This window comes from Pseudomonas sp. NCCP-436, from assembly GCF_019656335.1.
Lineage (GTDB): Bacteria > Pseudomonadota > Gammaproteobacteria > Pseudomonadales > Pseudomonadaceae > Aquipseudomonas.
In genome coordinates, this window is the sequence record NZ_BPLZ01000019.1 from 1 (window position 1) to 20,728 (window position 20,728).

Consider the following 20,728-nt stretch of genomic DNA (forward strand, 5'->3'; position numbering starts at 1 on the left):
CTTGACGACCATAGAGCGTTGGAACCACCTGATCCCATCCCGAACTCAGAAGTGAAACGACGCATCGCCGATGGTAGTGTGGTGCTTCACCATGTGAGAGTAGGTCATCGTCAAGCTCCTATACGAACGCCCAGTTTGCTAACGCAGACTGGGCGTTCTTCTGTCTGCGCAAAAAATGCGGCGGGGCGTCAAACCGCTTGTCGAGCCCCGATGGCGCGCCGCCGCCAACTCTCTGGGCCCTGATCGTCGAAGCGATCCAATGCAGTTCTGATGCAGCCAAAGAACTCTTGGAGTCGAAGGCGCATGCTATGTACGTCGGACGGTTGAGTGATGGCCCGGCGTGTTAGACTTGTGCGCTTTAAATGCGTGGTGACTTTCTCGTGCCGCATGCTGGTTCCACCGATTCGCCCTGCTGGCTGACTGCTGCGCAGCTTCAGCCTTTGCCAGTCGAGGATGTTTGCGAGTGGTTGTTCAATGAGGATTCACTGACCCGCCGCCTGACGGCGCTGTCTGTTGGCGCTTTCTCCGTCACCCCGCTGTACGAAGGCTGGCAATTGCTGCGCGGGGATGAATGTGCCGCTCTGGGGGTGAGCGAGTCTTGCCAGGGCTGGGTGCGAGAGGTATATCTGCGTGGCCACGGTCAGCCTTGGGTATTTGCCCGTAGCGTAGCTACACGAGCTGCTCTGGAGGGATCCGGCCTCAACTTGGCCGAGTTGGGCAGTCGCTCGCTGGGCGAGTTGCTGTTCAGCGATCGCGCTTTCGAGCGTGGCCAGTTGCAGGTCTGCCACTATCCCGCGGACTGGCTGCCTCCTGAGGTGCGTCAGTCAAGGCTCTGGGGCCGGCGCTCATGCTTCAGCCGTGCCAGTCTCGGTGTGCTGGTGACCGAGGTGTTTTTGCCGGAGTTCTGGACGGTGATCGGCGCTACCCCATAGGGCTTTACGATGGTGCCCAATGCCTCGAGGGCGCCAGGCTCCGTATAATCGGCTCAACCGGTTCGGAGACGCCATATGTATACCCGCCTGCTGCAATCGATTAACCGCCTGCATCCACGCGCCTGGGACTTTATCCAGCTGATGCGCCTGGAAAAGCCCATCGGCATCTATCTGTTGCTGTGGCCTACGCTTTGGGCGCTCTGGGTAGCAGCTGAAGGCATGCCGAGCCTGAAGAATCTGTTCATCTTCGTGAGCGGAGTGATTCTGATGCGTGCGGCCGGTTGTGTGATCAACGATTATGCCGACCGTAACTTCGATGGTCATGTCAGTCGCACCCGTGAACGTCCGCTGGCCAGCGGTCGGGTAACGCCACGAGAAGCGTTGCTGCTGTTTGCCGTGCTGGTGGCACTGAGCTTCGTGCTGGTGCTGTTTACCAACAGCACTACCCTATGGCTGTCCTTCGGTGGGCTCGCTCTGGCGGCCTGCTACCCATTCATGAAGCGCTACACCTTCTATCCACAGGTAGTACTTGGTGCGGCTTTCTCCTGGGGTATGCCGATGGCCTTCACTGCCGAGACTGGTGGTCTGCCACCGGAGGCTTGGTTGCTGTACATCGCTAACCTGCTTTGGACCGTGGCCTATGACACCTATTACGCTATGGCAGATCGTGAGGACGACCTGAAGATCGGGGTGAAGTCCACCGCCATTCTGTTTGGCGAGGCCGACCGTCTGATCATCCTCGTATTGCAGGGGCTGTCGCTGCTGTGTCTGCTGCTGGCCGGTGCCCGCTTCGATCTTGGCCTGTACTTTCATCTCGGCCTGTTGGTTGCTGCTGGCTGCTTTATCTGGGAGTTCTGGGTAACGCGCCGACGCGAGCCGCTGGTTTGTTTTCGAGCATTCCTGCACAACCACTGGGCCGGTCTGGCGATTTTCCTTGGCATTGCCTTGGACTATGCGCTAGGCGCCTGATGCGCCCTATAGCTGTCATACCGCTGCAATATTTTCGTTATCTAATGCTGGTTACGACAGTTTTATGAATGAGGCTCAACCCCATGGTTGGCAAGAACATCCTGATCGTTGACGACGAGGCGCCGATTCGCGAGATGATTGCGGTGGCGCTGGAAATGGCCGGTTACGTCTGCCTGGAGGCTGAGAATGCCCAGCAGGCTCATGCCGCCATCGTCGACCGCAAGCCCAGTCTGATCCTGCTCGACTGGATGTTGCCTGGCACCACAGGCATTGAGCTTGCCCGACGGCTGAAACGCGATGAGCTGACCGGGGACATCCCGATCATTATGCTCACGGCCAAAGGCGAGGAGGACAATAAGATTCAGGGTTTGGAAGTGGGCGCCGATGACTACATTACCAAGCCCTTCTCGCCTCGTGAGCTGGTGGCCCGCCTGAAGGCGGTGCTGCGACGTGCAGGGGCTGGTGACAACGAGACTCCAATCGAGATTGGCGGGCTGGTGCTCGATCCGCTCAGCCATCGCGTTACCATCAACGGTCAGCCGGCGGAGATGGGGCCGACCGAATACCGCCTGTTGCAGTTCTTCATGACTCACCAGGAACGTGCCTACACCCGCAGTCAGTTGCTTGACCAGGTCTGGGGCGGCAACGTCTATGTCGAAGAACGTACTGTCGACGTGCATATCCGGCGTTTGCGCAAGGCGCTGGGTAGTGACTACGAGAATCTGGTGCAGACCGTGCGTGGCACCGGCTATCGTTTCTCCACCAAGGGCTGAGCCTGAGCTAGTGTCTGGCTGGCCCGTTGTCCCACAAGGATGCGCCTCATCTTGAATCAGGATTGGCGTGGCGCCATGGTGCGCCGAATGTTGCTGCTGATAGCTGGCTGCCTACTGCTCGGCTTTATCACCGGAGAGTATGGCTGGGCCATGGCGGCAGGGCTTGCGCTTCACCTCGGCTGGACGCTTAGCCAATTGCTGCGTTTGCACAAATGGTTGCTTGAGCATCGTCCGGATGAGCCGCCGCCTGATGGTTACGGCCTCTGGGGGGAGGTATTCGACAGCATCTACCATCTGCAGCGGCGCAACCAGAAGGCGCGTGGGCGCCTGCAGGCAGTGATCGACCGTGTTCAGGAGTCTACCGCGGCGCTCAAGGATGCAGTGGTGATGCTCGATAGCCAGGGCAATCTGGAGTGGTGGAACCGCGCTGCGGAGACCCTGCTCGGTCTGAAGACACCACAGGACAGTGGTCAGCCCATCACCAACCTAGTGCGAAATCCCCGCTTCAAGGATTACTTCGAGCGTGGACAGTATGCCGACGCGCTGGAAATCCCTTCGCCACTAAATGATCGCCTGCGCTTGCAGGTGTACGTTACCCGCTACGGCAATCAGGAGCACCTGTTGCTGGTACGTGATGTGACGCGGCTGCACCAGTTGGAGCAGATGCGTAAGGACTTCGTGGCCAATGTTTCACACGAGCTGCGTACGCCGTTGACGGTGATCAGTGGCTATCTGGAGACGCTGCTGGACAATGTCGAGGAGGTCAATCCGCGTTGGCAGCGGGCATTGCAGCAGATGCAGCAGCAGAGTACGCGGATGCAGGCGTTACTGAATGATCTGTTGCTGCTGGCCAGGCTGGAGGCTACCGATTATCCCTCTGACAACCAGCCGGTTGCTGTTCACCGCCTGTTGCAGGTGGTCGTGCATGATGCGCAGGCCCTATCGGCCGGGCAGCATCGGATTGAGCTGGATGCCGATCCGTTGCTGTGTCTGAAGGGAAGCGAGGGTGAGCTGCGCAGTGCCTTTTCCAACCTGGTGTTCAATGCCGTGAAGTACACCCCGGCGGGTGGTGAAATTCGTATCTGCTGGCGAACCGACGAAGATGGCGCGCAACTGCTGGTCGAAGATACCGGTATCGGTATCGAGGCCAAGCACCTGCCGCGTCTTACCGAGCGTTTCTACCGGGTTGATTCGAGTCGGGCCAGCACCACCGGTGGCACCGGGCTGGGATTGGCAATCGTCAAGCACGTATTGTTGCGCCACCGTGGTCAGTTGAGGGTTGTCAGCGAGGTCGGACGCGGCAGCATCTTCAGCTGTCATTTTGCCTCTGCGCAGGTGGTGCCTGACAGGCATTGAAGCTGCCTTTGCTTGCAATCGTTGTGTACTGCCTCCAACCTAGGACGGTCATTGGCCTTTACCTACGTTCATGGATCCGTCTACCAGTCTTTCCGTCTCCACGCTATGGGCCGATCTCGGTCTGCTGCTGTTTGCCCTTTTCCTGGTCGTGCTCAACGGCTTCTTCGTCGCCGCCGAGTTTGCCATCGTTCGTCTGCGTGCCACCAAGGTCGAAGCCCTGGCGGAGGCGCACGGCTGGCGTGGGCGCATACTGCGCACCGTTCACAATCAGATGGATGCCTATCTGTCGGCCTGTCAGCTGGGTATTACCCTGGCCTCACTGGGCCTTGGGTGGGTCGGTGAGCCGGCTTTCGCCGAGTTGTTGACTCCCTTGCTCTACGCGCTGGGCATCGAGTCGCCACAGGTGATTCATGGCATTGCCTTCTTTACCGCGTTCTCGATCATTTCCTATCTGCATATTGTCATTGGCGAGCTGGCACCCAAGTCCTGGGCGATTCGCAAGCCGGAAATGCTTTCGCTGTGGACGGCGGTACCGCTATATGCCTTCTACTGGCTGATGTATCCGGCCATCTTCGTGCTCAATGCCAGTGCCAACGCCATCCTGCGTATTGCCGGGCAGGGCGAGCCGGGATCTCACCACGAACATCACTACAGTCGCGAGGAACTGAAGCTGATCCTGCATTCCAGTCGCGCCAGTTCCAGCGAGGATCAGGACATGCGTGTACTCGCCTCGGCCGTGGAGCTGAGTGAGCTGGAGGTGGTGGACTGGGCCAACTCGCGTGAGGATCTGGTGTTCATCGAGCTTGGCGCAAGCCTTGACGAGGTGTTTGAGGTACTGCGGCGACACAAATACAGCCGCTACCCAATCTTCGATGAAGACCTTGGCGAATTTATCGGGGTGCTGCATATCAAGGATTTGCTGCTGCATCTGTCGCGTCTGGATACGCGGCCGCAGTCCGTTGAGCTGGATGAGCTGATGCACCCGCTGGAGCGAGTCAACCGACACATGCCGCTGACCCAGTTGCTCGAACGTTTCCGCCAGGGTAGTGCGCACTTCGCGGTGGTCGAGGAGGCCGACGGCAAGGTGATCGGTTACCTGACCATGGAGGATGTGCTGGAGGCGCTGGTTGGCGACATTCAGGATGAGCACCGCAAGGCCGAGCGCGGCATCCTTGCCTACCAGCCGGGCAAGCTGCTGGTGCGGGGGGATACGCCGCTGGCCAAGGTCGAGCGTCTGCTTGGTGTCGATTTGGATCACATCGAGGCGGAGACACTGGCCGGATTGATCTATGACAGCCTCAAGCGTATGCCGGAGGAGGATGAGGTGCTGGAAACCGAGGGGTTGCGCATTATCGTCAAGAAAATGAAGGGCCCCAAGGTGGTGCTGGCCAAGGTGCTCCGCCTCGGATAGGACAGTAACCGTATACCGGGAACAGGGCTGTGGGACGCTTTAGAAGAGTAGTGCGGGTGCCGGCTGGCCAGGCGTGAACTGATCCAGTAGGGTGTGCTTCTTCCGGTAGTGGCAGCCAGTGTAGTGCCGCAGAGTTTTGTTGTGAGGAATGAACGCATGAGTGCCCCCGTCGTGATCATCGGAACTGGCCTGGCCGGCTATAACCTGGCCAGGGAGTGGCGCAAGCTCGATACGCAGACGCCGCTGCTGCTGATCAGTGCCGATGACGGCCGCTTCTATTCCAAGCCGATGCTGTCCACCGGCTTCGCCAAGAACAAGGACGCCGAGGGGCTGGTGATGAGCGAAGCCGGTGCCATGGCCGAGCAGCTCGTGGCGGAGATCCGTACTCACACATCCGTAACCGGTATCGACCCGCGACAGCGGCGAGTGTGGATTGGCGAGGAGGTGGTGAATTATCGCGATCTGATCCTGGCCTGGGGGGCTGAGCCGATTCGCGTGCCGGTGGCGGGTGATGCTCAGGACTCGATCTTCCCGCTCAATGATCTGGAGGACTACGCGCGCTTGCGCGCTGCACTGACTGGCAAGCGCCGGGTATTGATACTCGGCGCCGGACTTATCGGCTGTGAGTTTGCCAACGACCTGCGTGCCGGTGGCTACGAAGTGGATGTGGTGGCCCCCTGTGAGCAGGTGATGCCCGGACTATTGCCCCCGTCGGCCGCCACGGCTGTACAGGCCGGTTTGCAGGGGATCGGCGTGCGCTTTTATCTTGGGCCGATGCTGGCCAGCCTGGATCATGCGGGGGACGCCTTGCTGGGCAGGTTGTCCGATGGCCAAATGATCGAGTGCGATGCAGTACTTTCGGCAGTCGGTCTGCGCCCACGTATCGCTCTAGCTGCAGCGGCAGGCCTTGAGGTTAATCGTGGGATAGTGGTGGATCGCCAGCTGCGCACTTCCCACGACAACATATACGCGCTCGGTGATTGCGCCGAGGTGGACGGCCTCAATTTGCTCTATGTGATGCCGCTGATGGCCTGCGCACGGGCTCTGGCACGCACCCTGGCTGGTGAACCGATGGCGGTCGCCTACGGCCCCATGCCGGTCACGGTGAAAACTCCCGCCTGTCCGCTGGTGGTCTCCCCGCCGCCACGCGCTCGTCACGGTGAATGGACGGTGGAGGGAGCCGGTGAGAACATCCGGGCGCTGTGTCGGGACGAGTCCGGTGCTCTGCTGGGATATGCCCTGACTGGGGCGGCAGTGCAGGACAGACTGGCGCTCAACCGGGAGTTGCCTGCCGTGCTGGCATGATCGGCGGTCGTTCTGTCGGATACGCCGCGAAATTGTCCCATCAAACTGTCGGGTGAGGCTGGCGTCGCGTCGAACGTCATGCCATCCTCCCTGGGTCTGCCGCAGCGCAGAGCTGTTGCGGCGCCTTGGGCGCTGTTCTGGAAGAACAGCACGGACACAACAACAAAAAACCGTCAAAGAGGCATCCATGTATGCGTAAACCGGAACTTGCCGCCGCCATCGCCGAAAAGGCCGATCTGACCAAGGATCAGGCCAATCGTGTACTCAACGCCATATTGGAAGAAATCACCGCCGCACTGAACCGCAAGGACAGCGTGACTCTCGTTGGCTTCGGCACCTTTGTTCAGCGCCACCGTGGCGCGCGGACGGGGAAAAATCCGCAAACCGGTCAGCCGGTGAAGATCAAGGCCAGCAATACCGTTGCCTTCAAACCGGGCAAATCCCTGAAGGACGCAGTTAACTGAGCCCGCCTGCCCGGAGCCGCCCGGCTCCGGGTTTCCTGCCGGGCGATTTGCCGCGGCTTGTTCGTACCTGTCTTTTCCGATGCATTTTTCTTCGCTTCCCTGACGCCATTTCGGTGGGGTGAAGCGGATGTAGTCGTGAGGAAAAAGCACTACAATGTGCGCCCATCATCTTCGATTCTGAGGGGCCGTGCATGAAATTTCGTTTTCTTCTGTGGATGCTGGGCCGCCTGATGGCCAAGGCCAGTCGTGATAACGCCGCATTCCGCCAGCAGCTCGAAGGGCGCGATCTGGTGTTTCAGCTGTACACCCTCGACGGCAAGGTGGCGCGGCACTTCATTGTTTCCGGTCAGCGTGTCAGCAGCCGTCGTGGGCCGGCCAGCGAGCCGGCTTTTGCCATCGGTTTTCGCGATGCGGTCTACGGCTTTGCTACCATGACGGCGAAGAACAAGCAATTGGCCTTTATGCAGGGCATCCAGAACAAGGACATCCAGATTCAGGGCAATCCGGCGCTGGTCATGTGGTTTCAGGGACTGACCAAGTATCTGGCGCCGAAAAAGAATACCGAGAGCACGAAAAAGGCGGCCTGAGATCGCTTCTGCACCATGGCTGCTGGCCCGTTGCTACGGCTTTGGCTAGGCTGGTGATGTGCCTTACGGAAAACCAGGCCATGCGCTTCGCTCTGTTGCCCCTGCTGTCCTTGCTGATGGTTCCGGTGCGTGCCGAACCGGTTCCGCCACAAGCCTTGCTGCCGCTGTTCGAGCTGGCTGGTGTGTATCTGCTCTGTGAGCAGAGCCTGCCGTTGCTGCAGCGTGGACTGGAGACGGTCGAGCAACAACAGCTGGCGCCCCTGTTCGTCCCGGAGGAGTTGTGCCTAGATCTGGCCCGTCGGGTGAGCGGGTCGGTCGATTCCGCTGCAGTGGAACAGGTGCACAGTCTTCTTGATAGTCCACTGGCTCGACGCTTCACGGCAGCGGAGCGGGCAGTGGGCGAGGATCCGCGGGGGCTGAGCGAATACCGCCAGAGGCTCAGCCAGCAGCCTCCACGCGGTGTGCGCCTGGAGTTGGTGCGGCGGCTGGATGCGGCGGCGCTCACCACCGAGCTGGCCAGCCTGCTGCGCTACGAAGTGGGCAAGACCCAGGCGCTGCTGGTGTTGCTGGCGCAGGGTGAGGATCTCGACGAGGCTGAACTGCAGACCCGTACCCAGGAGCAGGCGCGGGCGCTGCGCGAGTCCAGCGCCCAAGGCGTCGAGTCGTTCATGCTTTATGCCTACCGGCAGATGCCCAGCGATCAGTTGACAGAATATGCCGCGCTGTACGAACACCCCAGTGTCAGTCAGTTGCTTGGCGCCAGCCTTGAAGCTGTGCCTTTGCTGTTCGGTGAGCGTCGTGAGCGGTTACGTACTGCAACCAGTGCGCGCCCGACGCCTCAGTGAGAGCCGTGGAATTGCGAGGCCAGTTCGCGCAGCGCGACTTCCGCGCTAAGCACCCGGTTTAGCGCCTCCTCGGCCTTCTCCCGGGTCAGGCCCAGGGCATCGAACTGCTCGTCATCGATCTCACTCTGGGGGCCGGCACCGATACCGTGATTGCGCAGCAGGCTGACTGCCAGGCACACCAGGTTGGGGAACACCGCATGTTCGCCGGAGAACCCGGGATCCTGCTGAAAGCGTAGGGCACAGGAAATTTCCTCCGGCATGTCCCAATGACGCATCAGCCAGGCACCAATCTGCTCGCGGGTGATGCCCAGCAGGTGCTGTTCGACATAACTGTGTGGCAGATGCGGATTGACCTCCAGGTGTCGGCAGATCAGCGAAAAGTGCGGCGGGAAGACATGGGCCAGCACCAGATAGCCGAAGTTGTGCAACAGCCCGGCCAGGTAGGTCAGCCCGGTCTCCGGGCGCTGTGCCCGTGGCATGGCACGGGTCAGCCCTTCAATCACGGCAGCAGTGTAGATGGCCTGCTGCCAGTAGGGTGTGGCGTGCTGCGGATTGTCCTTGGGCAGGCTGAGGGTCTTGCCCAGGGCCAGGCCGAGGGCGAGGTTGATCACCAGGTCGAAGCCCAGCACGCGGACGATTGCGTCTTCCACCGAGCGGATCTTGCCTGGTGCGGCATAGTAGGGTGAGGCGGCCCAGCTGACCACCTGGGCTGCCAGTGCCGGATCGGTTTCCACTACGCCAGTGATGTCGTCCAGAGTGGCGTCCGGATCCACACGCAGCTTGATGATCCGCTGTGCGGTCTTGGCCAGTGGCGGAATCTCGATGGTTTCCTCCAGGCGTTGCTGGATCCGGCGTGCGGTGAAGGCTCGAACCGCCTGAGTGATCTCGGCGCGGTCGTCGTCCGGACGGTCGAGGTTCGGCCGGATGGAGCTGACCGGCTGGCCGAACCGCGCAGCGCTGGCCTTGCTCAGCAGGCTGCGGAAGGCTTCGACGGGGATTTCCAGCAGGACACCCGGTTGTCCGGACTCCACCAGCAGGGCGGGGGGGTACAGCAGGCGCTCTTCATAGAGGCAAGGCGAGCTGGTTAGCGGCGGCAGGCCTGGCAGTAGTGACAGGTTGTGTTTGGCCAGCATGCGCTCCATGCGCTCCGGTCTGACGGCCACCAGCTGGCGCCCGGTCAGTTCGCTCAGGCTCGAAAGATCCAGCATGTGGTCGCGTGGGAAAAGTACCAGCAGGGCACCTACCGCATCTTCCAGTAACACGGCCTGCAGCCGTGCATTGTCCGGTAGATCCGCCTGCTCCAGGCAGACCTGGAAGGGAATCGCGAGTTTCTCCAGCAGTTGCACGATCACGGCCGGCGGTTGCAGGTTGGTGTTCGGCACTAAGGCAGCATCAATCATATGGGTACCCGGCGTTGGCGCATCTGCCTCGAGTATAACCAGCAGACAGAGAATCGGCGTTTGGTGGGGCGGATTGCCCTGTGAGAGAAATCATACCTGACCGTATTGCTGGCCATGGCGCAACCAGCGTTCCAGTAATGGAGCCACATGTTGTGGCCAGTGTTCCAGCAATCGCTGTGCGGCATCACGTACGGCAGGTAGCAGGTCGGCATCGCGCATTAGATCCGCCACCTTGAACTGCAGCAGGCCAGTCTGTCGGGTGCCGAGCATCTCGCCTGGGCCGCGCAGCTCTAGATCCTTTTCTGCAATGACGAAGCCGTCGCTGGTCTCGCGCATGATTGCCAGGCGCTCGCGTCCCAGCTGCGACAGCGGCGCATGGTAGAGCAGTACGCAGTGGCTGACGGCGCTGCCCCGGCCGACTCGGCCGCGCAACTGGTGCAACTGGGCCAGGCCGAGGCGCTCGGGGTTCTCGATGATCATCAGGCTGGCATTGGGCACGTCGACGCCGACTTCGATGACGGTGGTGGCCACCAGCAGCTGCAGCTCGCCGCGCTTGAATTCGTCCATTACTGCGGCCTTCTCCGCCGGCTTCATTCGACCGTGGATAAGTCCAACCCGAAGTTCTCCAAGCGCGACGCAAAGCTCTTCGAAGCTGGTCTCGGCGGCCTGACAGGTGAGCTCCTCGGATTCCTCGATCAAAGTGCATACCCAGTAGGCCTGGCGGCCTTGCAGGCAGGCGTTGCGTACCCGTTCGATCACTTCGAGGCGGCGGCTGTCGGCGATCACCAGGGTAGTCACCGGTGTGCGCCCGGGCGGCAGCTCGTCGAGGATCGAGGTGTCCAGATCAGCGTAGGCGCTCATGGCCAGGGTGCGCGGGATTGGCGTGGCCGTCATGATCAATTGGTGCGGGCAGAGGCGGCCGTCGATGCCTTTCTGACGCAGAGCCAGGCGCTGCTGCACGCCGAAGCGGTGCTGTTCGTCGATGATCACCAGAGCCAGGCGCTTGAATTTCACCTCATCCTGAAACAGCGCATGGGTGCCGACCACCATCTGGCAGCCGCCGGCAATCTGCTCCAGTGCCGCTGCGCGAGCCTTGCCCTTGAGCTTGCCAGCCAGCCAGGCTACTTCGATGTCGAGTGGTTGCAGCCATTTGCTGAAGTTGAGAAAGTGCTGTTCGGCGAGAATTTCGGTGGGTGCCATCAGCGCAACCTGATAGCCGGCTTCCAGCGCCTGCAGTGCGGCCAGTGCGGCGACTACTGTCTTGCCGGCGCCAACGTCGCCCTGCACCAAGCGCAGCATGGGCTCTGCCTGGGACAGGTCATAAGCGATTTCGGCGGCGACCCGCTGTTGCGCGCCGGTGGGGACAAAACCGAGGTTTTGCAGATACTGTTGCGGCAGTTTCTTCGCTGGCGGCAGAACCGGCGCCTGTTGGGCACGTACCTGCTCGCGCAGACGCTGCAGCGACAACTGATGTGTCAGCAGCTCCTCGAAGGCGAGGCGGTGCTGGGCCCAGTGGCGGCCCTCAGCGAGTTCTTCGAGATTGGCGTCCGGTGGTGGCCGGTGTAGATAGCGGATCGCCTGATCCAGTGGTGCCAGGCGGTAGTCTCGGGCCAGTTCCTGTGGCAGCCAGTCTGGCAGGCTGTGCGGGCCGAGACGCGCCAGTGCCTGCTGGCTGAGCTGGCGCAGGCGCTGCTGGGTGAGGCCTTCGGTGGTCGGGTAGATGGGCGTCAGACTCTGCTCCACAGGCGCCGGCTCCGTGACACTTTGCGCACGGTACTCGGGGTGGTAGATCTCCAGCCCGGTGGCACCCGGACGCACCTCGCCGTAGCAGCGCAGTGCCGTGCCGCGCTTGAGACCTTCCTTTTGTGCCTGGCTGAAGTGGAAGAAGCGCAGGCTCAGGGTGCCGCTGCCATCCTGCAGGCGCACCAGCAGGCTGCGCCGACGGCCCATGACCACGTCGGCTCCGGCAACGATGCCTTCAACCACCGCATCCTGCCCGGGACGCAGTGCGCCGATGGGGGTGATGCGGGTGCGATCCTGATAGCGCAGTGGCAGGTGGAAGAGAACATCCTGCAGGTTTTCCAGGCCGACCCGCGCCAGCTTCTCGGCCATGGCCGCCCCCACGCCCTTGAGCGTGGTAAGCGGGATAGTGGCGAGTTCGCTCACGGTTGCCCTCAGGCGCTGCCCTTGGCCTGCGAGCGAGCCACCGAACACAGGCGAATGGAGTCGGCCAGCACCTCGATGGCGTTGGGCCGGGGAAAACTGGCGCGCCAGGCGATGGCCACGGTGCGGAAAGGCACGGGTGCGCTGAGTGGACGCACTTCGATCACGCCAGGTGCGTAGTGATGGCTGTCCACTGCAGAGAACGGCAGGATGGATACGCCAAGGCCTGAAGCCACCATGTGGCGGATGGTTTCCAGTGAGCTGGATTCCACTGTGGTGTGCTTGCCGTGATCATCACCGCCTTTGCGCAGGGTTGGACAGGCTTCCAGCACCTGATCGCGGAAGCAGTGGCCTTCACCCAGCAATAGCAGGCTCTTGTCATTGAGCAGCTTGGTGTCGATGGTCTCCATCGATGCCCAGGGGTGTCCGGCCGGCAGCAGCGCGTAGAACGGCTCGTCGTACAGAGGCTTGGTCAGCACGTCGGCCTCCTGGAACGGCAGAGCGATGATGATCGCGTCCAGCTCGCCAGTGCGCAGTTTGTCGCGTAGGACGTGGGTGAAGTTTTCCTCGATATACAGCGGCATGTCCGGTGCGACCCGGTGCAGCTGCGGAATCAGATGCGGAAACAGATAGGGGCCGACGGTGTAGATGGCGCCGATCTTCAGTGGCGAGGCCAGCTGGTTCTTGCCGGCCTGGGCCAGCTCGCGGATACCCTGCGCCTGCTCCAGCACCTTCTGTGCCTGGGTGACGATGCCTTCTCCAACCGGGGTAAGGCGTACCGCGCTCTTGCTGCGCTCGAAAATCAGCACCCCAAGCTCGTCTTCCAGCTTCTTTACGCCGACCGATAGGGTCGGCTGGCTGACGTGACAGCGCTCGGCTGCCCGGCCGAAATGCTGTTCCTGAGCGAGGGTGACGATGTAGCGCAGTTCGGTGAGAGTCATAGTCTTTATCCATTGAACCGCCACAAGCATAGCGGGTGTAGTCAATGGAACCAAGCACCCTTCGCCAGTCTGGACGAAGGGCTGTATTCAGCGCTGTTCAAGTGCGTAGACGAAGGGCGCGACGATTTCCAGCGTGCCATTGTTCAGCAGCTCGGCGGGCGGACGCGGCAGCGGCTGGGCGCGGCGAATGGTTTGCAGGGTGGCGCGATCCAGAACGGCGCTGCCAGCTTTCTCGGTCAGTTCGTAGCTCAGCACCCGACCGTTTCCGTCAATCACGAAGCGTAACCGGTTGATACCTTTCAGACCGCGTCGGCGAGCATCCTCGGGATAGCGCTTGTAGCGCGCCAGGTGGTTGAACAACTGGCTTTGCCAGCTACGCTCCGCGTCACTGGGAGTGCTGGCAGAGGATGTTTGCGGCGCAGCCGGCCTGTTATCACGTGGCGTTTCGCGGGGCTGGCTGGCCACTTCCTGAGCAGGCTCGGCTTCCTGTTTCTGAGGGGGCTCCGGTTTTGTCGGTTTGGGCCTGGGTGGTTGCGGTTTGGGTTGCACCTTGGGCTTGGGCGGCACGGCCAGGGGCGCTTTGGGCGCCTCGGCCACTTCCGGTAGTGGTTCCGGCTCTGGTTCCGGCACAGCCGTAGGCGCCGGAGGCGGGGCCGGCAGCGGTTCCAGCTCGATCATCATGGCAGCGGGCGGCAACTCGAGCGGCTCGGCCTGCACGGTCCAGTACATGGCCCAGAGGCCGATGAGAGCATGCAGACTGAGTATCAGAAGCAGGCTGAGGCTCCAGCCGGACAGCGTGCGCACGCGACTCATGGTTTGCCGACCGTCTCCAGGCCCACCAGGCCTACCTTCAGGTAGCCAGCGCTGCGCAAGGTATCCATGACTTCCATCAGGTGGCCGTATTCCACGGCCTTGTCACCGCGCACGAAGATGGTCTTGTCGCGATCGGCGCCGGTCAGTTGATCCAGAGCCTGTGCCAGTTGCTGCTGAGTGATCGCTTCATTGTTCAGATAGAGACTGGCATCGTTGCGTAGGCTGAGGTAGATCGGTTTGTCCGGGCGTGGCGCCGGCTTGGCGCTGGAAGCGGGCAGGTCTAGGGGAACATCTACTGTGGCCAGCGGCGCGGCCACCATGAAGATGATCAGTAGCACCAGCATTACGTCGATAAAGGGGGTGACGTTGATTTCGCTGTTTTCCAGGGCACTGTCGCCCTCGTGCAGATGAAGAGCCATGTTTCAGCTCACCCTGGCGATATGTGGCGCCTGGCGTTCGCTCGGGCGGCGATCAAGGTCGCGGCTGAGCAATAGCAGTACCTGGGCCGAGGCATCTCCGACCAGCGCCTTGTAGTTGGCGATGGAGCGGGCGAAAACGTTATAGATCACCACAGCCGGGATCGCCGCAACCAAGCCCAGAGCCGTGGCCAGCAGTGCTTCGGCGATTCCCGGGGCGACCACGGCCAGGTTGGTAGTCTGCGTTTTGGCGATGCCGATGAAGCTGTTCATGATGCCCCAGACGGTTCCGAACAGGCCGACGAAAGGAGCGGTGGCGCCGATAGTGGCCAGTACACCCGTGCCCTGGCTCATCTGCCGGCCGCTGGCGGCAACCAGGCGTTCGAGACGAAAGGCGATACGTTCCTTGAGTCCATCGGTTTCGAGGACAACACCGGTGAGTTTCACTTCTTCCAAGGCATCCTGTACCAGGCGATGGGAGATGCACACATCACCATCCATCCGCTTGCCTGCATCCTGCAGGCTGCGAGCGGACTGCAGCGATGGCAGCTCCCGGCGCAGGCGGCGCCTGGCGGCACCAAGCTCGAAGGTTTTGGCCAGCCAGATGGTCCAGGTGAGTACCGAGGCCAGCAGCAGTCCGATCATTACGGCTTTTACCACCCGGTCGGCACCCTGGTACATGCCCCAGGGCGAGAGGTCGTGCGCCATGGCTGCCTGTTGTGTTTCCGCCATGGGCCCGACGGCTGGATCTGTCGTGTCAGCAGGGGCCGGACCTGCGGCGAGCGACGCCTGCTCGGTTGGCGTCTGGGAGGTATTTGTGATGTTCTCGGCCAGGGCACTGGTGGACAGGGTTAGGCCAAACAGCAGGGCGGCCAGCAGACGTAGGGGAGCATTAGCAAGGATAGGAGATTTCATAGCGTGGGCCCCGGAGCAATGATCGATGCCAGAGGAGCGTTGCATCGCAATGGTTGTTGAGATTGATTATTGAATGAGAATCTAACACATAATTATTTATATAGTAACTCTGGTGTTTTTGCTCCACCCGATGTTGTCGTCGGTGATAATCGAACGTTGTCGCCCAAGTCATTTGCCTGGAGTCTCCAATGGCTACCCCTGCTTCTCTATTGATTGCCGGTTGCGGTGATGTCGGCAGTCGCCTTGCCCTGCGCATGCAGGCGCAGGGCTGGCGCGTGTACGGTCTGCGTCGCAATGCTGCTGTGCTGCCGACAGGCATTCTTCCTTTGGCCGGCGACTTGCACGTCGATGCCTGCCCACTTGCCTGGCCTGAGGAGCCGCTGGACTATGTGGTGTATGCCGCAGCGGCCAGCCAGCACGACGAGGCCGGCTACCGCAGTACTTATGTCGAGGGCTTGCAGCGCGTCCTGGGCTGGCTGGCGCAGCACAGGCAGCGCCCCGTGCGCCTGCTGTTCACCTCCAGTACAGGGGTATACGGGCAACAGGAGGGTGAGTGGATCGATGAGAACGCCACAGCCGAGGCGCAGGGTTATGCGGCGCAAGTGATGCGCGAGGCCGAGCGAGTGGCTCTGGACAGCGGTATCCCGGCTACGCTGGTGCGGCTGAGCGGGCTCTATGGGCCGGGCCGGGAGTGGCTGCTGGGGCAGGTCCGTCAGGGCTATCGGGTCGACGCACAGCCACCCTTGTATGCCAACCGCATCCACGTCGAGGATGCTGCCGGGCTGCTGGCCACCTTGTTGCAGGCTGCAGCCCGAGGCGTGACGTTGGACGACTGTTATTTGGGCGTCGATGATGAACCGGCGGCGCTGCATGAGGTGGTGGGCTGGTTGCGCGAGCAACTGGGCGTCAGTCACTGGAGTGAGCAGCAGCGCGTACGCAGGGCCGGCAGCAAGCGCTGCAGCAACGCACGTGCCCGGGCTTTGGGCTGGGAGCCTCGGTATCCGAGTTACCGCGAGGGTTATGCGGAGATCTTGGCCGGTCGCTGAAGGGGGCTAGCGACGTTTCAGTCGCCAGCGCTGCGGACCGGGTTGATATTGCGGCATTTCGTCGAATTGAGCGCGGTTTTCCGCCTCGAAAATGCGCAGCTGATTGCCTTCGTGGACGAACAGCCAGGGACTGCCCTGATCACCTAGTTGCAGCCAGATACTGTCATGTTCACCGCTCATTGCCGCGCAGTCGCCGGCCAGGCACAGGGCGTAGCGCTCGGCACCCGGCAGTCCCGCAACCTCCCCCTTTGGCGAGAAGCGCACCAGTCCTCCCTGGCCGGGGCCCTGTTCGATCAGCCAGTCACCCCCCAGATAGGCTCGGTACAGGGTCTGTTCGAAGCTGGCGCCCAGAGGCGGTGGAGTGCCGGTCGAATCAGTCAGGCGGATGAAGTGTTGTTCGGGCCAGTAGCCGCTGGCGATCTGGGTCAGTCGGTTGCCCGCTACATGCAGCTGTTCCTGGTAGTCGCCATAGAAGCTGACCTGCCAGTGGCCATCAGCCAGTGCTGTCAGGTGACCTTCGGCCAGCTCGAATCCGTTGCTGTAACTGGCCTGCTGGTGCTGGGAAGCGATCTGCCATTCCAGGTTCGGCCCATAGGCGAGCAGGGACTCGCGCAGACGACCGCTTTCGGCTGCGGCGTCGATGGCTGCCTGATTGATCCAGATCCCGTCGGGGGTGTGCTTTGCGTTACTGGCGCAGCCGGCCAGCAGGATACTGCAGATTAGCAAGGGAAGCAGGCGCATGGCGTTCTCCGTCCCTGAAACGAGGGGCGGGGCGCAGGCCCCGCCGGGGGTGGCTTAGTCGAGCACCACGATGGCGTCCATTTCCACCTGAGCGCCGCGCGGCAGAGCCGCTACGCCGATGGCGGCACGGGCCGGGTAGGGTTGCTCGAAGTAGCGCCCCATGATCTCGTTGACCTTGGCGAAGTGCGACAGATCGGTGAGGAAGATATTCAGCTTGACGATGTCCTTGAACGAGCCGCCGGCGGCTTCGATCACGGCCTTGAGGTTCTCGAACACCTGTACGGTCTGGGCTTCGAAGCCTTCAACCAGTTCCATGCTGACTGGATCCAGGGGAATCTGGCCGGAAACGTAAACGGTATTGCCGGCCTTGATGGCCTGGGAGTAGGTGCCGATGGCCGCCGGGGCCTTGTCGCTGTTGATGACAGTCTTGCTCATAAATCGCTCCTTATGAGAACTGGCTGGATCGAGCCCCCAGCCTACGGGGTAAATAAAAGGGAGGTTATTTCAGGCGCGCACTCGGGTGATACGGGTTACGCCCTTGAGCGCGCGTAGCTTCTTGATTACGCGGGCCAGGTGGACACGATCATGCACGCTGACTACCAGCTGTACGATGCTGATGCGGCCGTCGCGCTCGTCCATGCTGATCTTCTCGATGTTGCCATCGGCGGCGTTGACGCTGCTAGCCAGCAGGGCAATCAGGCCGCGCTGGTGTTCCAGTTCGACGCGCAGTTCGACATTGAACTCACCAGTGACGTCCTTGGCCCAGTTGAGCTGGATGCACTTTTCAGGATTGTGGCGGATATCGAGAATGTTCCGGCAGTTTTCCAAGTGAACCACCATGCCCTTGCCAGCGGAAAGATGGCCGACGATGGGGTCGCCCGGAATCGGTGTGCAGCACTTGGCGTAGTTCAGCACCAGGCCTTCGGTGCCGCGGATAGCCAGTGGGCCTCCGCTACTGGGCAGAGCATCCTCGCTGCTCTCAGCCAGCAGACGGCGAGCGACCACATAGGCCATGCGGTTACCCAGACCGATGTCTTCCAGCAGATCTTCGATAACCTCCAGACGGTACTCGTCCAGTACCGCCTGCACGCGTTCGGCGGCAATCTTGTCTAGGTGCGTGTCGAAACTTGCCAGCACCTTGTTCAGCAGGCGTTCGCCGAGGTTGATGGACTCGGAGCGGCGCTGCTGCTTGAGTGCATGGCGGATGTGGGTGCGTGCCTTGCCGGTGACCACGAAATTGAGCCAGGCCGGGTTCGGGCGGGCTCCCGGCGCAGTAACGATCTCTACCGTCGAGCCGCTTTCCAGCGGTTGCGACAGTGGCGCCAGGCGGCGGTTGATGCGGCAGGCGATACAGGTGTTGCCGACGTCGGTATGCACCGCATAGGCAAAATCGACCGCAGTGGAGCCTTTCGGCAACTCCATGATGCGGCCCTTGGGCGTGAACACGTAGACCTCGTCCGGGAACAGGTCGATCTTCACGCTCTCGATGAACTCCAGGGAGTTACCGGCGCGTTGCTGCAGTTCCAGCACACCCTTGACCCACTGACGCGCGCGGGCATGGTTGCCTTTTGGCGTTTCACCTTCACTGGACTTGTACAGCCAGTGTGCGGCGATGCCGTTATTGGCCATTTCCTCCATCTCGCGGGTGCGGATCTGGATTTCGATAGGCACACCATGCATGCCGAACAGCGTGGTGTGCAGCGACTGATAGCCATTGGCCTTGGGGATCGCGATGTAGTCCTTGAAGCGGCCGGGCAGTGGCTTGTACAGGTTGTGCACGGCGCCGAGCACGCGATAGCAGGTGTCGACCTTGTCCACGACGATGCGGAAGGCGTAGACATCCATGATTTCGTTGAACGCCTTGCGCTTGCCGCGCATCTTCTTGTAGATGCTGTAGAGATGCTTCTCGCGGCCACTCACCTCGCCCTCCAGACCTTCGCGCTGCAGGCAGGCGGTCAGCGACTCCTCGATCTTGACGACGATTTCCTTACGGTTGCCGCGGGCCCGGCGTACGGCAGCGCGGATGCGCTCGGAGCGCATCGGATGCATGGCCTTGAAGCCCAGGTCCTCGAACTCCACGCGCATGTTGTGCATGCCCAGGCGATTGGCGATTGGTGCGTAGATTTCCAGGGTTTCCTTGGCGATGCGCCGGCTCTTCTCGTGCGGCATGGCATCGAGGGTGCGCATGTTGTGCAGGCGGTCGGCGAGCTTGACCAGGATAACGCGGATGTCGCGGGCCATGGCCATGGCCATCTTCTGGAAGTTCTCGGCCTGCGCCTCGGCCTTGGTTTCGAAGTTCATCTGGGTCAGCTTGCTGACCCCGTCGACCAGCTCGGCCACGGTTTCGCCGAATTGCGCGTTGAGTGCTTCCTTGGCGATGCCGGTATCTTCGATAACGTCATGCAGCATGGCGGCCATCAGGCTCTGATGATCCATGTGCATGTCGGCAAGAATGCTGGCCACGGCCAGTGGATGAGTTACGTAGGCTTCGCCACTGCGGCGGCGCTGGCCATCGTGTGCTTGTTCGGCGTAGAAGTAGGCACGACGAACCAGATTGACCTGGTCATGGCCCAGGTAGGTCGAAAGCCGCTCGGCAAGTGCTTCTATGCCAGCCATATGGAACTCCCCGCATGGCTGGCTGCGGGCCAGCGACTTCGACCGGGCATCATCGTCTTACAGAGGCTCGTTGGCCTCTTCCTCGAAGGCGGCAAACAGCGGCTCTTCCTCGACGATGTCCTCTTGAGCGACGACTTCATAGTCCACCAGACCAGCTGCGATTTCGCGCAGGGCGACTACGGTGGGCTTGTCATTTTCCCAGGCTACCTTCGGCTCTTTGCCGCCGGTGGCCAGCTGGCGCGAACGCTTGGTCGCGAGCATGACCAGTTCGAAGCGGTTATCAACGTTGTCCAGGCAATCTTCGACGGTAACGCGAGCCATGGTGTTCCTCGTAACATGTGCGGATAAGCTTGGCCCAAGCGGGCGAGCGGACTGAATAGTCTAAAAAATCACCAGCGACAATGGAAGCGCTGATTTACGCCAGCAGCTCCTGTAGCAAGCCGGTGTGACGCTGCTGTTGCCGGGCTTGCAGCAGCTGGTTGCTGCGCAAGACCGCCTTCAGGTCGTTCAGGGCGTGGGTGAAGTCGTCGTTGATGATCAGGTAGTCGTACTCGACGTAGTGACTCATTTCGCTGACTGCTTCGCGCATGCGTCGCTCGATCACCTCGCCGCTGTCCTGGCCGCGGTTGGTCAGGCGCTGGCGCAGGGCTTCCTGGGTCGGGGGCAGGATGAAGATGGAGCGGGACTGCGGCATCAGCCGGCGCACCTGCTGGGCGCCTTGCCAGTCGATCTCCAGAATCAGGTCGAAGCCTTCGGCCAGGGTCTGTTCGACCCACTTCTGCGAGGTGCCGTAAAGGTTGTCGAAGACCCGTGCATGCTCGAGGAATTCGCCGCGCTCGAGCATGGCATTGAACTGCGCGTGGTCGACGAAGTGGTAGTTGACCCCGTCCACCTCGCCCGGGCGCATGGCGCGCGTGGTGTGCGACACCGAGACGCGGATCAGGGGTTCGCTGTCGACCAGCGCCTTGACCAGGCTGGTCTTGCCGGCGCCCGATGGGGCGGAAATGATGTAGAGGGTGCCGGTGGTGGCCATGA

General features: G+C 61.5%; 21 protein-coding genes and 1 rRNA gene. 11 read left to right on the forward strand and 11 right to left on the reverse strand.

The window, feature by feature from the left end; all coding sequences use genetic code 11:
- The 10 genes from rrf to NCCP436_RS15945 all read left to right on the forward strand — a co-directional run bounded on the left by rrf (position 1) and on the right by NCCP436_RS15945 (position 8,642).
- Positions 1–116 (forward strand): 5S ribosomal RNA (gene rrf, locus NCCP436_RS15900).
- 246 nt (positions 117–362) lie between these two features.
- Positions 363–932: a chorismate lyase gene (locus tag NCCP436_RS15905; RefSeq protein WP_220804948.1), complete on the forward strand. Its 570-nt coding sequence runs from the start codon at positions 363–365 to the stop codon at positions 930–932.
- Positions 933–1,007: 75 nt separating this feature from the next.
- Entirely contained in the window at positions 1,008–1,901 is an 894-nt protein-coding gene (ubiA, locus tag NCCP436_RS15910) for a 4-hydroxybenzoate octaprenyltransferase (RefSeq protein ID WP_220804949.1), read from the forward strand.
- 83 nt (positions 1,902–1,984) lie between these two features.
- On the forward strand, positions 1,985–2,674 hold the full coding sequence (gene phoB, locus NCCP436_RS15915; protein WP_220804994.1) for a phosphate regulon transcriptional regulator PhoB: 690 nt from the start codon (positions 1,985–1,987) through the stop codon (positions 2,672–2,674).
- Between the two features lie 39 nt (positions 2,675–2,713).
- Entirely contained in the window at positions 2,714–4,030 is a 1,317-nt protein-coding gene (gene phoR, locus NCCP436_RS15920) for a phosphate regulon sensor histidine kinase PhoR (protein WP_220804950.1), read from the forward strand.
- Between the two features lie 70 nt (positions 4,031–4,100).
- Positions 4,101–5,441: a hemolysin family protein gene (locus NCCP436_RS15925; RefSeq protein WP_220804951.1), complete on the forward strand. Its 1,341-nt coding sequence runs from the start codon at positions 4,101–4,103 to the stop codon at positions 5,439–5,441.
- Positions 5,442–5,597: 156 nt separating this feature from the next.
- Positions 5,598–6,746: an NAD(P)/FAD-dependent oxidoreductase gene (locus NCCP436_RS15930; RefSeq protein WP_220804952.1), complete on the forward strand. Its 1,149-nt coding sequence runs from the start codon at positions 5,598–5,600 to the stop codon at positions 6,744–6,746.
- Between the two features lie 191 nt (positions 6,747–6,937).
- Complete coding sequence (locus tag NCCP436_RS15935) at positions 6,938–7,210, forward strand: HU family DNA-binding protein (RefSeq protein WP_220804953.1); 273 nt, start codon at positions 6,938–6,940, stop codon at positions 7,208–7,210.
- Positions 7,211–7,401: 191 nt separating this feature from the next.
- Positions 7,402–7,797 (forward strand): helicase, encoded by a 396-nt coding sequence (locus NCCP436_RS15940; RefSeq protein ID WP_220804954.1) that lies wholly within the window; start codon positions 7,402–7,404, stop codon positions 7,795–7,797.
- 80 nt (positions 7,798–7,877) lie between these two features.
- On the forward strand, positions 7,878–8,642 hold the full coding sequence (locus NCCP436_RS15945; protein ID WP_220804955.1) for a hypothetical protein: 765 nt from the start codon (positions 7,878–7,880) through the stop codon (positions 8,640–8,642).
- Here NCCP436_RS15945 and NCCP436_RS15950 read toward each other — a convergent pair.
- From NCCP436_RS15950 to exbB, 6 genes are all read right to left on the reverse strand, one after another.
- Positions 8,636–10,042 carry an HDOD domain-containing protein gene (locus tag NCCP436_RS15950; protein ID WP_220804956.1) on the reverse strand — a complete coding sequence of 469 codons (1,407 nt, stop codon included), beginning with the start codon at positions 10,040–10,042 and terminating at the stop codon, positions 8,636–8,638. The genes NCCP436_RS15945 and NCCP436_RS15950 overlap by 7 nt on opposite strands.
- A 90-nt stretch (positions 10,043–10,132) precedes the next feature.
- The gene (recG, locus tag NCCP436_RS15955; protein ID WP_220804957.1) at positions 10,133–12,208 is read right to left on the reverse strand and encodes an ATP-dependent DNA helicase RecG; all 2,076 of its coding nucleotides are present in this window, start codon (positions 12,206–12,208) and stop codon (positions 10,133–10,135) included.
- Between the two features lie 8 nt (positions 12,209–12,216).
- The gene (locus NCCP436_RS15960; RefSeq protein WP_220804958.1) at positions 12,217–13,146 is read right to left on the reverse strand and encodes a hydrogen peroxide-inducible genes activator; all 930 of its coding nucleotides are present in this window, start codon (positions 13,144–13,146) and stop codon (positions 12,217–12,219) included.
- Positions 13,147–13,233: 87 nt separating this feature from the next.
- Entirely contained in the window at positions 13,234–13,959 is a 726-nt protein-coding gene (locus NCCP436_RS15965) for an energy transducer TonB (protein ID WP_220804959.1), read from the reverse strand.
- A complete protein-coding gene (gene exbD, locus NCCP436_RS15970; RefSeq protein WP_220804960.1) occupies positions 13,956–14,378 on the reverse strand; it encodes a TonB system transport protein ExbD in 423 nt (140 codons plus the stop codon). The genes NCCP436_RS15965 and exbD overlap by 4 nt, the downstream gene beginning before the upstream one ends.
- 3 nt (positions 14,379–14,381) lie before the next feature.
- Positions 14,382–15,290: a tonB-system energizer ExbB gene (gene exbB / locus NCCP436_RS15975; RefSeq protein ID WP_220804961.1), complete on the reverse strand. Its 909-nt coding sequence runs from the start codon at positions 15,288–15,290 to the stop codon at positions 14,382–14,384.
- A gap of 188 nt (positions 15,291–15,478) precedes the next feature.
- On the opposite strand from exbB, the gene NCCP436_RS15980 reads away from it, so the two are divergent.
- Positions 15,479–16,336, forward strand: coding sequence for an NAD-dependent epimerase/dehydratase family protein (locus NCCP436_RS15980; RefSeq protein ID WP_220804962.1), 858 nt, complete (start codon positions 15,479–15,481; stop codon positions 16,334–16,336).
- 6 nt (positions 16,337–16,342) lie between these two features.
- Here NCCP436_RS15980 and NCCP436_RS15985 read toward each other — a convergent pair whose 3' ends face one another.
- From NCCP436_RS15985 to gmk, 5 genes are all read right to left on the reverse strand, one after another.
- Positions 16,343–17,077 (reverse strand): hypothetical protein, encoded by a 735-nt coding sequence (locus NCCP436_RS15985; protein ID WP_220804963.1) that lies wholly within the window; start codon positions 17,075–17,077, stop codon positions 16,343–16,345.
- A gap of 54 nt (positions 17,078–17,131) precedes the next feature.
- Positions 17,132–17,512 (reverse strand): RidA family protein, encoded by a 381-nt coding sequence (locus NCCP436_RS15990; protein ID WP_220804964.1) that lies wholly within the window; start codon positions 17,510–17,512, stop codon positions 17,132–17,134.
- Between the two features lie 69 nt (positions 17,513–17,581).
- Positions 17,582–19,693, reverse strand: a complete 2,112-nt coding sequence (gene spoT, locus NCCP436_RS15995; protein WP_220804965.1) for a bifunctional GTP diphosphokinase/guanosine-3',5'-bis pyrophosphate 3'-pyrophosphohydrolase — start codon at positions 19,691–19,693, stop codon at positions 17,582–17,584.
- Between the two features lie 57 nt (positions 19,694–19,750).
- Complete coding sequence (gene rpoZ, locus NCCP436_RS16000; protein ID WP_003242550.1) at positions 19,751–20,014, reverse strand: DNA-directed RNA polymerase subunit omega; 264 nt, start codon at positions 20,012–20,014, stop codon at positions 19,751–19,753.
- Between the two features lie 94 nt (positions 20,015–20,108).
- Positions 20,109–20,726, reverse strand: coding sequence for a guanylate kinase (gmk, locus tag NCCP436_RS16005; RefSeq protein WP_220804966.1), 618 nt, complete (start codon positions 20,724–20,726; stop codon positions 20,109–20,111).
- Positions 20,727–20,728 lie beyond the last annotated feature (2 nt).